This window comes from Oceanicaulis sp. UBA6590, from assembly GCF_002433705.1.
Lineage (GTDB): Bacteria > Pseudomonadota > Alphaproteobacteria > Caulobacterales > Maricaulaceae > Oceanicaulis.
Genome location: NZ_DJIQ01000027.1, coordinates 1 through 14,187, shown reverse-complemented (window position 1 = coordinate 14,187; position 14,187 = coordinate 1). Strand labels below are relative to the sequence as shown.

At 63.6% G+C, this 14,187-nt stretch carries 14 protein-coding genes; 9 read left to right on the top strand and 5 right to left on the bottom strand.

Features of this window, described 5'->3' with window-relative positions; all coding sequences use genetic code 11:
- Window positions 1-76: 76 nt before the first annotated feature.
- Entirely contained in the window at window positions 77-673 is a 597-nt protein-coding gene (locus B2Z70_RS05935; RefSeq protein WP_292981980.1) for a hypothetical protein, read from the bottom strand.
- Window positions 670-966, bottom strand: a complete 297-nt coding sequence (locus tag B2Z70_RS05930) for an autorepressor SdpR family transcription factor (RefSeq protein ID WP_040612384.1) — start codon at window positions 964-966, stop codon at window positions 670-672. Before B2Z70_RS05930 ends, B2Z70_RS05935 begins: the two co-directional genes overlap by 4 nt.
- 124 nt (window positions 967-1,090) lie before the next feature.
- On the opposite strand from B2Z70_RS05930, the gene lipA reads away from it, so the two are divergent.
- Window positions 1,091-2,071, top strand: a complete 981-nt coding sequence (gene lipA, locus B2Z70_RS05925) for a lipoyl synthase (RefSeq protein WP_292981979.1) — start codon at window positions 1,091-1,093, stop codon at window positions 2,069-2,071.
- 8 nt (window positions 2,072-2,079) lie between these two features.
- On the top strand, window positions 2,080-2,601 hold the full coding sequence (locus tag B2Z70_RS05920; RefSeq protein ID WP_292981978.1) for a type II toxin-antitoxin system RatA family toxin: 522 nt from the start codon (window positions 2,080-2,082) through the stop codon (window positions 2,599-2,601).
- On the opposite strand, the gene B2Z70_RS05915 is transcribed toward B2Z70_RS05920, so the two are convergent.
- From B2Z70_RS05915 to B2Z70_RS05905, 3 genes are all read right to left on the bottom strand, one after another.
- Window positions 2,593-3,078 (bottom strand): CinA family protein, encoded by a 486-nt coding sequence (locus B2Z70_RS05915; protein WP_292981977.1) that lies wholly within the window; start codon window positions 3,076-3,078, stop codon window positions 2,593-2,595. The genes B2Z70_RS05920 and B2Z70_RS05915 overlap by 9 nt on opposite strands.
- On the bottom strand, window positions 3,075-4,220 hold the full coding sequence (locus B2Z70_RS05910) for a bifunctional 2-C-methyl-D-erythritol 4-phosphate cytidylyltransferase/2-C-methyl-D-erythritol 2,4-cyclodiphosphate synthase (protein ID WP_292981976.1): 1,146 nt from the start codon (window positions 4,218-4,220) through the stop codon (window positions 3,075-3,077). Before B2Z70_RS05910 ends, B2Z70_RS05915 begins: the two co-directional genes overlap by 4 nt.
- A gap of 113 nt (window positions 4,221-4,333) precedes the next feature.
- Window positions 4,334-4,537: a hypothetical protein gene (locus B2Z70_RS05905; RefSeq protein WP_009800902.1), complete on the bottom strand. Its 204-nt coding sequence runs from the start codon at window positions 4,535-4,537 to the stop codon at window positions 4,334-4,336.
- Between the two features lie 170 nt (window positions 4,538-4,707).
- Here B2Z70_RS05905 and dusB point away from each other — a divergent pair, with 170 nt between their 5' ends.
- From dusB to B2Z70_RS05870, 7 genes are all read left to right on the top strand, one after another.
- Window positions 4,708-5,727, top strand: a complete 1,020-nt coding sequence (dusB, locus tag B2Z70_RS05900) for a tRNA dihydrouridine synthase DusB (protein WP_292981975.1) — start codon at window positions 4,708-4,710, stop codon at window positions 5,725-5,727.
- Window positions 5,724-6,770, top strand: coding sequence for a two-component system sensor histidine kinase NtrB (locus B2Z70_RS05895; RefSeq protein WP_292981974.1), 1,047 nt, complete (start codon window positions 5,724-5,726; stop codon window positions 6,768-6,770). Before dusB ends, B2Z70_RS05895 begins: the two co-directional genes overlap by 4 nt.
- On the top strand, window positions 6,770-8,041 hold the full coding sequence (locus tag B2Z70_RS05890; RefSeq protein WP_292981973.1) for a response regulator: 1,272 nt from the start codon (window positions 6,770-6,772) through the stop codon (window positions 8,039-8,041). The genes B2Z70_RS05895 and B2Z70_RS05890 overlap by 1 nt, the downstream gene beginning before the upstream one ends.
- 73 nt (window positions 8,042-8,114) lie before the next feature.
- The gene (locus tag B2Z70_RS05885) at window positions 8,115-10,337 is read left to right on the top strand and encodes a sensor histidine kinase (protein WP_292981972.1); all 2,223 of its coding nucleotides are present in this window, start codon (window positions 8,115-8,117) and stop codon (window positions 10,335-10,337) included.
- A gap of 5 nt (window positions 10,338-10,342) precedes the next feature.
- The gene (gene ntrX, locus B2Z70_RS05880) at window positions 10,343-11,752 is read left to right on the top strand and encodes a nitrogen assimilation response regulator NtrX (RefSeq protein WP_292981971.1); all 1,410 of its coding nucleotides are present in this window, start codon (window positions 10,343-10,345) and stop codon (window positions 11,750-11,752) included.
- 19 nt (window positions 11,753-11,771) lie between these two features.
- Window positions 11,772-13,145: a Trk system potassium transporter TrkA gene (gene trkA / locus B2Z70_RS05875; protein WP_009800896.1), complete on the top strand. Its 1,374-nt coding sequence runs from the start codon at window positions 11,772-11,774 to the stop codon at window positions 13,143-13,145.
- A 4-nt stretch (window positions 13,146-13,149) separates the two neighbouring features.
- On the top strand, window positions 13,150-14,187 hold a 1,038-nt coding region (locus B2Z70_RS05870), incomplete at its 3' end, for a potassium transporter TrkG (RefSeq protein ID WP_292981970.1).

Here is a 14,187-nt window from a genome sequence, read left to right as displayed (position 1 = left end):
TCCCGTTCGGCGACTCGCGCCGTTCAGAATCCGGTTTGTCCTTAGGGAAGAAGAATGGGGGGCTTGCGCCCCCGGATCAGGCGCGGGGCCGGGCGAGAAGCACCATGCGCAGCATCATGAGAGCGACGCCGAGAAACAGGGCGCCCAGCGAGAGCGGCTTGGCGAGGTCGAGTGGCGCGAACACCCAGACAAGCCCGTACAGAAGGCCCGAGACCACCATGAAGACGCCGGTGGTGCGCATCTGCGCCTGACGCTGGGTGCTCGCACTCGGATCATCGGAGAGCGGGACGGGAGTCTTGGGCATGATATTGCCCACGACGATCAAGAGCATGGCGAACACGATCCCGGTCGAGCGTTGCTCGAACTGATCGGTGACCCACGCAAGGCCCGAGGTGTAGATGACGGTCATGCCGAGAGCGACGGCGATCATCAGGGCCGCAAGGCCGATGGAACGACGGATCAGGGCGCGTTCCTCAAGCCCCTTTTCGCTCAGCGGATATGCAAACCGGAGCTTCTCGATCAGGATCCAGCAGCCTGGCAGGAAGATCGCCGCCAGCCCGAACATCCAGGCGAGGCCGGGTTCACGGACAATCATGATCAGGGCGAGCGCCAGAACGGCGATCACGATCATGAGGGGAAACATCAAGGTGTTCTTAGCGGGAGCATCGCTCATTTAGGCTCCTCCTTGTCAGTCGCGGTCGGGCCTGCGCCCAGTCCGAAGGCTTTCGCGAAACCCAGAAGCGCGTCCTCAAGCACGCTGAGCTTGATGCGATAGGTGATGGTCTTTCCCGATTTTGTGGCTTCGACCAGATCGGCCTCCTTGAGCACAGCAAAGTGCGCCGACATGGTCGGCTTGGAGACGTCGAACTCGGCCGCGAGGTCGCCCGCGGTCATGGGCCGCTCTCGCAAGAGCTCCAGGACGCGCCGACGAGTCGGGTCTGAAAGGGCTTTGAATATCGTGCTCATGAATAGACGATTAGCTAATCGTCGAAATGATGGCAAGCGAATAATTAGCAATCTGTCTAACTATAACCCCGGATGTGCTGTCACGACGCTTGATGCAGGGGGCGGGGGGGCTTATTTGGGGCCTATGGTCAATCTGATTACATCCCGCTCCGCCGCGCTCGACGCTCGCGCCGCGCGCCATCCGGAAAAGCAAAAGCGCCCGGATACGCCCGTTCTGCGAAAGCCGGACTGGATTCGCGTCAAGGCGCCCGCCGGCGGCGTGTTCTCCGAGACCCGCAATGTGGTCAAGGAGAACAACCTCGTCACGGTGTGCGAAGAGGCGGGATGCCCCAATATCGGTGAGTGCTGGTCGCAAAAGCACGCGACCTTCATGATCATGGGCGAGACCTGCACCCGCGCCTGCAGCTTCTGCAATGTGAAGACGGGTCTGCCCGACGCGCTGGATGCTGATGAACCGCGCCGGGTGGCGGAAGCCACCGCCACGATGGGTCTCAAGCACGTCGTGATCACCTCGGTCGACCGTGACGACCTGTCAGATGGCGGCGCCGAACATTTCGCCCAGGTGATCCGGGCGATCCGTGAGGCCGCGCCGGGCACGACGATCGAGATCCTGACGCCGGACTTCCTGCGCAAGCCGGGTGCGGCGGAAGTGGTGATTGACGCCAAACCGGACGTGTTCAATCACAATCTGGAAACCGTGCCGCGGCTCTATCTGAGCATCCGTCCGGGAGCGCGTTATTACCATTCGCTGCGCCTTCTGGAACGGGTGAAGGAGCGCGACCCCAGCCAGTTCACCAAGTCGGGCATCATGGTCGGCCTTGGAGAGACCAAGGAAGAAGTGATGCAGGTGATGGACGATATGCGGTCCGCCGGCATCGATTTTCTGACCATTGGCCAGTATCTGCAGCCGACCCGCAAGCACGCGGCTGTCGACCGTTACGTCACGCCGGAAGAGTTCAAGAGCTATGAGACCATCGCCCGCGCCAAGGGGTTCTTGATGGTTTCCGCCAGCCCGCTCACCCGCTCCAGCTATCACGCCGGAGATGATTTCGAGCGCATGCGCGCCGCGCGTGAAGCCGCGCTGGCGTCGGGCAAATCCGTCTAGAGAGTTCCATGAGCGCCGAACACGTCGAACGGATGCGCTTGCGCTACCGGCCCGATGATCTCTTCGAGCTGGTGAGCGATGTCCGCCGCTATCCTGATTTCATCAAGCCGATCACCGCCATGCGCATCACGCAGGATGACGTCAGGGACGGTGTCGGAGAGCTCGTCGCCGAGGCTCGGATACGCTTCAAGTTCGTGCGCGAGGGCTTCACCACGCGTGTGACGCTGGACAAGTCCGCGCGTACGATCGACGTGACCTATCTGACCGGTCCGTTTCATGATCTGGCCAATCACTGGCGCTTTCATGAGCTGGAAGACGGCTCGACGCTGGTGGATTTCTGGATCCGCTACGGCTTCAAGAACCCCGTCCTTCAGATGTTGCTCGATGGCAATCGCAGCCGGGCGATCCGGTATCTGATCAGCGCCTTTGAGGATGAAGCCGCCAACCGCTATCAGCAGGTGGGCGCACAGGAGTTTGATCTGGGGCCGGCATTGGCCGCCCTGCCGGAACCGTCAGGGGCGTCAGCCTAGGGCGTCGATCAACAGCCTGAGCGCCTGCTCTACGGTGAGGGCGCGCACCCGGTCCCGCCCCACATCTCCGAATTTGCGGCTGAGGGTCCGCGTCGGTTTTCCCGCCTGGGCAAGGCCGAACCAGACAAGGCCAACAGGTTTGTCTGCGCTCCCGCCGCCAGGGCCTGCAATGCCCGTCACCGAGACCGTGAGGCTGGCCTGACTGTGCGCGAGCGCGCCTTCCGCCATTTGCTGAGCCGTTTGCGAGGACACAGCGCCATGGGCCTGCAATGTCTCTGGCGAGACCTCGAGCATCTCCATCTTGGCGCTGTTTGAATAGGTGACGAAGCCGCGATCGACGACGGCTGAAGACCCTGCAATGTCGGTCAGTGCGCCGGCGATTAGTCCGCCCGTGCATGATTCCGCCGTGGCGATCTTCACGCCGCGGGTTCGCGCCAGCTCGATCACTTGCTTTGCATAACTGTTGGCCGGGCTCATGACGCGAGCCCTGTCACCACGGCTTCCGCCGCGAGACCTTCGCCGCGGCCCGTAAAACCCAGCTTCTCGGTGGTGGTCGCCTTGATGTTCACCCGTTTGGGATCAAGACCCATGATCTCGGCGACGCGAGCCTTCATGGCTGCCTTGTGAGGCCCGATCTTGGGGCGTTCGCAAATCAGCGTCACATCCACATGCACGGGTCGTACGCCTGCCTGGGCGGCGATTTTCACGGCGTGGGCGAGGAATATGGCCGAATCCGCGCCCTTCCATTGGTCGTCTGAAGGCGGAAAGTGATCGCCGATATCGCCCAGACCCGCCGCGCCCAGCAGTGCGTCCGTTACCGCATGCAGCCCCGCATCCGCGTCGGAGTGACCGATCAGGCGATAGGGGCAGTCGATGAAGACGCCGCACAGATGGACCCCGTCTCCCGCCGTCATCCGGTGCACGTCATACCCTGAACCGGTGACCGAGACCGATGGCGCGCCCCCTGGCGCAGCCTGAGCGAGAGACTGTTCGGCGCGTTTGAAATCCTCCGGGTAGGTCACCTTGAAATTCGCTTCCTCGCCCTGTGTCAGAGCGACGTCCAGACCAAAGGCTCGCGCCAGCGAGACCTCGTCAGGATAATCGGATTGGGCGCGGGTGAAAGCCTCACGCAGGCTTTGTGTTCTGAAAGCCTGCGGCGTCTGCATCCGGTAGAGCAGATCCCGGCTCACCGCCTGCACGCCGCTATCGTCTGATCGCACGAGCGCGTCTGTGACGGGCAGGGCCGGCGCCGCGCCGTGATGGGTGTCGAGCACTTCGATCAGACGGTCGATGACGGCCTGAGAGAGCATGGGGCGCGCCGCATCATGGATCAGCACACGGCTCGCGCGGGCGAGGGCCAGGGCGTTGCGCACGGAGCCTGTCCGGGTGTCTCCGCCTTCGACCAGTTCAGCGTTGACGCCGTCCAGACAGGCCTGGACCTGATCAGCCTGGCCTGGCGCATGCGCAATGATGATCTGCGCGCAGGCAGGGTCGGCGGCGAACCGCTTCACGCTCCATCCGAGCATGGGATGTCCAGCCAGTTGTCGGAACTGCTTGGGCGCGCCGCCGCCAGCGCGTTCTCCGCGACCGGCGGCGACAATGCATGCTGTGTAGGCCATGGCGTGGCGCTTATTCCCTTGATTTCACCATGGCAGCGATAGGCAATTCAGACCATTCCGTCTAGCTGGCGTTCAGTCCGGGCGAACCGGCGCAAGCCAGCAAGACAGTCCGGTCAGGGGTTCAGCGGGCAGTAATCGCTGAAGACGTCATAGATGATGCCGTTATGAAAGATGCGGACGCTCCAGAAGCCAGCCACTTCGGTGCAGGAGAGGACCACAGCATCTTCAGGGATGGTGTCGGCATGAGCGGCCGGCGTCGCCAGCAGGGCGGATGCGCCGAGCGCGACAGCGCCAAGCATGAAACGAATGGATGGCATGACTTTACTCCTTCAAATGGATACGGAATTCAACCGTGAGAACGCATCGGCCTGGAGTCAATCCCGTTATGGGAGAAATTTGATCCGGTGCTAACCCAGCCGTGTCCCGGATCGGGCGTTAATTCATTCGGTCTCTGGAAGAGGAGCAGCAGACACGGTATTTCAGAGGAATGACGCGCGCTCAGACCCTCCTGTCCGGCTTTGACATCGGACCCATTCATGTGAAGCGTCCAGTCCTGCTGGCGCCCATGTCCGGCGTGACCGACTGGCCCATCCGAAAGCAGGCCCACCGGTTTGGGGCGGGGCTGGTTGTGAGCGAGATGGTGGCCTGTGAAACGCTGGCTCAGGGGCGGGAAGACGTCATCCGGCGTATGCGGGCGGATGGAGATTGCGGTCCTCATGTGATTCAGCTTGCAGGGCGTGAAGCGCACTGGATGGATGTGGGAGCCCGTCTCGCCGAAGAAGCGGGCGCTGACATCATCGACATCAATATGGGCTGCCCGGCGCGGCAAGTGACGCGCGGGTTGAGCGGTTCGGCCCTGATGCGCGATCTTGATCATGCTCTGACGCTTGTTGAAGCCACGGTGAAAGCCGTGTCCGTCCCGGTGACTCTGAAGATGAGACTGGGGTGGGACCATGACAGCCTGAATGCTCCGGAACTGGCGCGTCGCGCGGAAGCGGCCGGCGTGCAGATGGTCACGGTCCATGGACGCACGCGGCAGCAATTTTACAAGGACAAGGCCGACTGGTCGGCTGTTGCGCGCGTCAAGGACGCCGTTTCTATACCGCTTGTGGTCAATGGCGATATCCAGACCCCGCAGCAGGCGCGCGAGGCCTTGCGGCTTTCGGGCGCAGACGGCGTGATGGTGGGGCGCGCGTCTCAGGGGCGGCCCTGGCTGCCCGGAGCGATTGCGGATGTGCTGTGTGACGGCGCAGCCTTCAAGGAGCCCTCATTGAGGGTGGGAGCGGACGCCCTCTGTCAGGCTTTGGCGGACAGTGTAACGCTCTACGGCGAACATCTGGGCGTGCGCACAATGCGCAAACACTTCGCCAGCTTCGTGGACTGGGCGATCCCTGAACCGGAGGCGGCGCGTGAATGGCGCGGGCGACTGTGCCGTGCTCAGAACCGGCTCGAAGCGGAGGCTGCGCTGATGGCGTTCGCCTCCAGTGCGCAAGAGAGCGCAGCGTGAGCGGGACGACGACGTCATTCTCGGAGCGGGCGGCCGAAGCCGCGCCGGTGGCGCTCATTCTTCTTGATGATGCCGGTGAAATCATCTTCGCCAACCTGCGGGCGGAAACCCTGTTCGGGCAATCACGCAAACGTCTCCTGGGAAAGCGGCTGGACGAGGCCGGCCCGGTTGGTCAGGCGGCGTCGGAACTGGCGCGCCGGGCGCTTGAGGAAAGCCGTTCGGTCTATGCGCATGACCTGCCTGTAGGTGTCGAGGACCGCGCCCTGCGCATATCCGTGGATGCGTCTCCGGATGAGAGCGGTGTGTGCGTCTGTTTGCGCCCCTGGCCGGAATCGGGCGGCGGGGCGCGCAGTGAGATTGCGGCGAATGCTGCGGCCGGGTTCGGCATGCTGCTCTCACACGAACTCAAGAATCCTATGGCCGGCGCCCGGGGCGCGGCGCAGCTGATTGCGCAAGGTGAGGATGAGGAGAGCCGGGAGCTGGCCGGGCTGATCATCACCGAGCTTGATCGGGCGCGGCGCATTGCGGAACGCTGGAGTCGGGTTGGCGATATCGGCCCGCCGCGTCTGGGGCGCGTCAATCTTCACGCGCTCGTGCGTGAAGCGGTGCGTTCGGCCCGGGCCTCGGCGGCCCCTGAAGTGGTCTGGCTGGAATATTTTGACCCCTCCCTGCCGGATGCGCGCGCTGACCGGGACCTGGTGTCCCAGGCTGTGCTCAATCTTCTGATCAATGCCGGAGAGGCCGCCAGCCAGGGCGGCGGGCGCGTCAAGGTCTACACACGCTATCGCCAGCCGCGTCCTGGCGGTCCCGCGCCGGACGCCAGACTCGAGATCGCAATCGAGGATGACGGCCCGGGGGTGGACGATGCGTTGCGAGACGCGATTTTCAATCCTTTCGTCACAGGCAAGCCCGCAGGCGAAGGGCTGGGGCTCGCGCTTGTCAGCCGGGTGGCGGATCTTCTCAATGGCGGGGTCGAGTTTGATACGCGTCCAGGACGGACCGTGTTTCACTTCTATCTGCCCATAGAGCGTAAGGACGGCTGATGGCCCACCGGGTCCTGATACTTGAAGATGATGAATCCCTGCGGCTGGTGATCGCAAAAGCCTTGTCGCGGGCCGGATTTGAAGTGCGTGCGACCGCCTCGACTGACGCAGCGCTAGAGCGCTTGGTCCGACGGGAAGTGGATGTGCTGCTGGCGGATGTCCTGCTCGGCCGCGAGAGTTTCCTGGATCGACTGGACGAGGTCACGCGTGTGCGCCCCGATATCCCGGTGATCATCATGAGCGCCCAGACCACGGCGCGCACCGCCATCGAGGCCGGCAAGGCAGGCGTCTTCGAATATCTGCCAAAGCCATTTGATCTTAATGATATGGTGGCGGTTATTAAACGTTCGCTAGAGGATGTGGGGCCGTCCCTCCCGTCATCCGCCGCTCCCGGTTTCGGCGGTCTTGTCGGACGCTCGCCCGCCATGCAGGAAGCTTTTCGCGCTCTGGGGCGACTGGCGCGCACGGCCTCTCCGGTCCTGTTTACAGGACCCGAGGGAAGCGGTCGGGCGCATTGCGCCCGTGTGCTCGTTTCCGAGACAGGCGTGGTCGGCCCTGTGATTGAAGCCGGTCCGGCCCGCATGCGGCGTGAGGGCGCGGGCTTGCTGGAAACGGCGGCGGGGGGCGCGCTCGTCCTTCGCCGCGCCGACGCCTGGGATGATGAAACTCAGGACTGGGTTCAGGAAGCCCTTGAGAATCCAAGGGGGGATTCACCGAGGATCCTTGCCACAGCCACGCCTGAAATCGCCCGGCACATGCGGCCAGCCTTGCTGTCTCATCTGGCGATCGGTCGTGTCCAGCTGCCCCCGCTCAGGGAACGTGGAGAAGACCGGGCGCTTCTGTTTGCGCATTTTCTGGCTGAACAATCGCCGGCGCGCGAAATGGATGAAGAAGTCCGTCAATACATCAATGCGCAAGTCTGGGCGGATGAGGTTCTGGGGATGAAACGCGTTGCGCTTCATCTCAGCATGCAAGGCGCGCGCGGGCCCTTGCGCGTCGCCGAGATCGAAGCCGCGATCCAGGAATTCTCGGGACGTGATCCCGCCGCTGACCTGACGGAGGCGGCGGCGCGATTCTTCGGCGCGAGTCTGGCGCAGGGAGAGACCGAAATCAGCGAGAAGGCGCAATTGGCCGTGGATCGCGGATTGTTCGCCGCGGCCCTCGACGCCACTCAGGGTGTCAGGCAGGACGCAGCCAAGCTGTTGGGCCTAAACAGAAACACGCTGACACGGCGCCTGGCGGCGCTGGAATCCGACGCGCATGAGGCCTAGAAGTCACACCCGTTGAATTTCCGTCACATCTGGGCCAATCTGTTCGCCGAGGGGATGTGAGGAGACGCGCAGCTTGCCGAGGTTTGCGGGCAATCCAGCTTGGAGACAATCGACGCTGTTCCTGCTTGGCTTCGCAATCGCGACGCTGGGCGTGGTTCTGCTCGGCCTCCTCGCCGTTTTCAATGAAGGCCGGTTCGGGCCGGGGGGATGGGGATTCATCACCCTCATGGCTCTGATCGCGGCGCTTCTCGGCGTGCTGGCGATCGCCGTCTATTTGCGGGTCATGGAGCAGTTGCGCGGCGCCAAGAACGGCGCTTCCGCGACCCCGCGACTGCAGGTGCGCTTCATCACCCTGTTCGCCGTTGCGGCTGTGGTGCCGGCCGTTCTCATGGCGGGATTTCAGGCGCTTGTGCTCAATCGGGGTGTGGAATTCTGGTTTGCCGAGCGGATCAACACCCTGGTCGAGACCACGGCGGATCTGGGCAATGAATGGCCTCAGGTCGCATTGCAGGGCACGGGTTCGCACATGCGGGGCATGCGGCAGGACCTGTCCTATCCCGATGCCGTGCAATCACTGCAGGACCAAAGGATCCGCTACAATGAGTATCTGACCACGCAGGCGCGCGTGCGCAACCTGCCGGTCGTCTATGTCATCGACTCCCAGGCGACGATCCTGGCGCGAAGCGAGGAAGCGCCTGACACCCCGCCGTTCAGCGCGCCTTCCCAGCAGATGCTGGAAATCGCCAATGAAGGCGATATCAGCGTTTCCGCGCCTGTCCTGCGAGAGGATGGTCCGGATTATGTCCGCCTTCTGCTGCGCATGTCCGAGTATGATGACGCCTATCTCTACTCGCTGGTCTATGTGGATTTCTCCCTTCTGGTCGCTGCGCAGGAAGCCACCCATTCCTTCCGGGATGCGGTCGCCAGCGAGCAGCAGATGCGCATCAGCTTCTTCTTCGTCTATGCGCTGGCTGCGCTTCTGGTCTTCCTGGGCGCGGTCTGGCTGGCGCTCAGCGCGGCCGCGCAGGTGGTTTCGCCGGTCAGTCGTCTGGTGGCGGCGGCCGAGCTGGTGCGTCGTGGCGAATTGAGCGCCCGGGTTCAGGTGGCGCGCGACAATGACGAGATCGCGGCTCTGAGCCGCGCCTTCAACCGGATGACGCGTCAGCTGGAAAGCCAGCGGAGCGCCCTGCTGGAGGCGAACGCGGAATCCGAACGCCGTCGCGCCTTCATCGAGGCGGTGCTGACCGGGGTCAGCGCCGGCGTCATCGGTCTCGAGCCGGACGGCCGGATATCGCTGGTGAACCGCTCGGCCTCCCAGCTTCTGGGGCGTGAGCCTTCGGTCCTGGTCGGAGAAATGATTGATCAGGTCCTGCCTGTCTTCGCCGAGGTGTTCCTCGCCGTCCACCGTCGCCCGGACGAGATCGCCGAGCGTCAGCTGGATATCACGGAAGAGGGCGTCTCGACGGTCAATCTCAGTGTCCGGGCCGCCCAGGATGACGATGGCGGCGTGGTGATCACCTTTGACGATGTCTCCCGCCTGGTCGCGGCCCAGCGCAGCGCCGCCTGGCGCGATGTCGCGCGCCGCATTGCTCACGAGATCAAGAACCCGCTCACGCCGATCCAGCTCTCGGCGGAGCGCTTGAAGCGTCGTTATCGCAAGCAGATCGACGAAGAGGGCCTTGAGACATTCGACAAGTGCGTCGACACCATCGTGCGTCAGGTCAGCGATATTGGCCGGATGGTGGACGAGTTCTCGGCCTTTGCCCGCATGCCCGCGCCGAAGATGGAAGTTTCCGACCTTGTGGACATCGCCAATTCCTGCGTGTTCGCCCAGCGGGTGGCGTCGCCGGATCTGCAGGTGCTGCTGACCATTCAGGGCGGACCGATCACCATCGAGTGCGATTCCCGACTGGTGGGACAGGCGCTCGCCAATGTGCTCAAGAACGCCGCTGAAAGCGTTTCGGCGCGCATGGAGGAGGACGGCTCGAAGGCGGGCGGCCGGATCGCCGTCTCCGTGGGCGCGGACTCCAGCCAGGCGATCATTGAGATCAACGATAACGGCCTGGGCTGGCCTGTGCATGACCGGGCCCGGCTGACGGAACCCTATATGACCACGCGCGCAAAGGGGACGGGTCTCGGTCTCGCCATTGTGCGGCGGATCATGGAAGACCATGGCGGTCGACTGGAGCTCGACGATCGTCCCGATCTGGAGCGCGGCGCCGTCGTGCGGTTGGTCTTTCCCTTGCTTGAACCCGAGACGGACGCGCCGGACAATCCGGCGCAGGCGGAGGCTTGAACGCAATGTCGCTCGACATCCTGATTGTTGATGATGAAGCCGATATCCGGGAGCTCATCGGCGGACTTCTTGAAGATGAAGGCTATGAGCCGCGTTATGCGGGCGATTCAGACACGGCGCTCGAGGCGGTGCGGCATCGCAAACCCGCTTTGGCGGTTCTGGATGTCTGGCTTCAGGGCAGCCGACTGGATGGAATTGAGCTTCTCACCGAGATCAAGCGCGTGGCGCCGGACCTTCCGGTCGTGGTGATTTCTGGGCACGGCACGATTGAAACTGCGGTTGCTGCGATCCGCAAAGGGGCTTACGACTTTATCGAAAAGCCGTTTAAGTCCGATAAGTTGCTCCTGACTGTTGAGAGGGCGCTTGAAGCCAGCCGCTTGCGTCGCGAGAATGCCGAGTTGCGCGCCAAGTCTGAAATCCACAACGATCTGATCGGAGAATCCGCCGCTGCGGTTCAATTGCGTCAGACCGTGGATCGGGTGGCGCCGACCAATTCCCGTGTCCTCATCTCCGGGCCTTCGGGATCCGGCAAGGAACTGATCGCCCGTCTCATCCATGCCCAGTCCGGCCGGTCAGACGGACCGTTCGTTCCGGTCTCCGCCGCCATGATGTCGCCAGAGCGCGTCGAGGCCGAATTGTTCGGCGCCGAGACCGAGAGCGGCGTGGACCGGGTGGGGCTGCTCGAACAGGCCCATGGCGGGACGCTTTTCCTAGATGAAGTGGGCGACATGCCCGTGGCGACCCAGGCCAAGCTCCTGCGCATGCTGGTCGAGCAACGGTTTCGTCGGATTGGCGGCGCTCAGGATGTGCAGGTGAATGTCCGCGTCCTGTCCTCCACAGCCCGGGACCTGCAGGGCATGATCTCTCAGGGATTGTTCCGCGAGGATCTCTATCACCGTCTCGCGGTCGTTCCGCTGGACGTTCCGTCGCTCTCTCAGCGGCGCGAGGATATCCCGCTGCTCGTCAATCACTTCCTCGAGCGCCTGACCGCCATGTCCGGTCTGCCCATGCGACGGATCGGAGATGACGCCATGGCGGCGCTTCAGGCGCATGACTGGCCGGGCAATGTCCGACAGCTGCGCAATAATGTTGAGCGCCTGCTGATCCTGGCGACCGGATCTCCGGATGAGCCGGTGACCCTGGACTCGCTGCCGTCCGAAGTCGCAGGGCGTTCGGCCAGCACCGAGACCGGGCTGGATGCAGAGCGCATGATCGCCTTGCCCTTGCGGGATGCGCGTGAGAATTTCGAACGGGAATATCTCAAGGCCCAGATCAACCGGTTCGGGGGCAATATCTCGCGTACGGCCAATTTTATCGGCATGGAGCGTTCCGCGCTTCACCGGAAACTCAAAACCCTTGGCGTCGGCAGCCTGAACCGCAAGGGCGATGACATCGATACAGAGGACGCCGGCTAGGCCCGGCTGAAATCATCCTATGAAAGCTGTTGTGTGCGGGGCAGGGCGTGTGGGTTACGGCATCGCCCGGGAGCTCGCCTCTGAAGGCAACGCGGTGACGGTCGTGGACTGGTCGCGCGAGCTCATCGACAAGGTGACCACCGATCTCGATGTGCGCGGCGTGGTGGGGCATGGCTCCCATCCGGACGTTCTGGATCGAGCGGGGATCCGGGACGCGGACCTTCTTGTGGCCGTGACCTATTCGGATGAGACCAACATGGTCGCGTGTCAGGTCGCCCACTCGCTCTTCAATACGCCCACGCGCATCGCCCGGGTCCGCGCCCAGAGCTATCTCGACAAACGCTGGGGAGATCTTTTCTCTTCAGGCGCGCTCCCCATCGATGTGACGATCTCGCCCGAGCTTGAAGTGAGCCGTTCGATCCTCCAGCGACTGGAGACGCCCGGCGCCTTTGCCACCGCTCCCTTCGCCAATAGTCGGGTGCAGGTGCTCGGTCTGAGGGTGGATGAGCAGTCTCCGGTCGCCGCGAGCACCCGTGCGCAGATGGCCGAGTTGTTCCCTGATCTCGGTTTCGACATTGTGGGCGTGCAGCGCGACCAGACCCTGTTCATCCCCCAGGACGATGATCCGCTCATGCCGGGAGATGATATCTATGTCAGCTTGGCGGCGGGTCATGTGAAGCGGGCTCTGGACGTGTTTGGCCGCTCGGCGCCGCGCGCCCGACGTGTCGTGATCATCGGCGCGGGCAATATCGGGCTTTACGTCGCCAAGGCTCTGGAACGCGTTGGCGGCGTGCGTGTGCGTCTGATTGAGAGCGACAAGGCCCAGGCCGAGCATGCGGCGGACGCCCTGCGGCGGACCGTGGTTCTGCACGGGGATGGTCTGGACCGGGACGTGCTGCGTGAAGCCGGGGTCGAGGACGCTGAACTGGCGCTCTGCCTGACCAATGATGACAAGGTCAATCTGCTCAGCGGCGTAATGGCCAAGAAAGAGGGCGCAGCGCGGTCTCTCTGCCTTGTGAACAATCAGGCTTTCCATCCGGTTCAGGAAGCGCTGGATGTGGATGTCATGATCGACCCGCGGGCCGTGACGGTCTCCACAATTCTCCAGCATATCAGGCGGGGTCGCATTACCGGCCTGCAGACCATGGGCGACGGCATGGCTGAAGCGCTCGAGGGCGTGACGCTGTCCACATCCCCGCTTGTGGGGCAGAACCTGAGCACGCTCGAACCGCCAGAAGGCGTCGCGATCTGCGCCATGGTGCGTGGGGAGCATGTCTATTTCCGAGGCGATTCGGTGGTCATCCAGGAAAATGACCGGGTCATTTTCTTTGCGCTGAAGGCCTCGGTGCCCAAGGTCGAACAGCTGTTCCGCGTCAGTCTCGAGTACTTCTAGACCCATGAAGTGGTCGCCCCGGTTCTTTCGGGCCCTGGCCTGGTGCGCTCTGTTCATTAGTGCGGCGGCCGCCCCTTTCATTCTGTTCGCAGGGCTGGAAGGTCGGGCCGACATTGCACGCGGTTTCACGGTCACGGTGGTGCTGGGGGTTTTCCTGGGCGGGGTCACGCTGGCGGGGACGCGCAAGGTGCACAGCCCGGCCGGAGCGAGTGCGGCCCTGCGTCTCGCCCTGTTTGGCTGGTTGCTGTCGCCGCTGCTGGCGGCGCCGCCCCTTGTCGCGGCGACGGGTTCCTTGCCTCGCGGCGTGTTCGAGGCCTTCTCGGCGCTGACGACCACTGGCGCAATCACGCTGAGCCCGGAAGCGGCTGGCGTGTCCATTACCTTGTGGCGCTGCGTGCTGGCCTGGCTGGGCGGTCTTGGAAGTCTGGTTCTGGCGGCGACCGTCTTTGCGGCGCTGGACCGACGCGGCGTGGGCTTGCGACGAACCTATCTGCTGACCGTGGAGCACGCCGATCTCTTCACCAATTTCGGACGGGCGCTGCGTCGGTTCGGCGCGATCTATATGGGCCTGACGCTGACAGGGTTCATGCTGCTGCTGCTGCTGGGCACGCCGCCCTATGACAGCCTGTGCCTGGCCTTGTCGGGGCTTGCGACTGCGGGCCTGACGCCGCGGTCCGAAGCGCTTGATTTGTGGATGTCGCCCCTGGCCCAGTGCGTCTTGGCTTTGATCTGCCTGTCTGGCGCCTGGAACATGGCGGTGCAGTATGATCTCGCATCCCGCAGGCGCATCAGCCGGGGGAGCGGGGAGTTGCGCGCCATCCTAGTGCTCGGGCTCGGCGCGGCGCTCTATCTGGCGGTGAGCGGTCACCCGGGGCAGGCGCTTTCCGGGGCGCTCGACATGGTGTTCGCCGTGACCACAGCCGGGTTCCAGACCCAGGCCGCACCGGTTCTGCCCCTGACCCTGCTTGTGCTGATCGCCATGGCGGGCGGGTCGACGATTTCCACCTCCCGCGGCATCAAGATGCCGCGCCTCCTGCTCCTG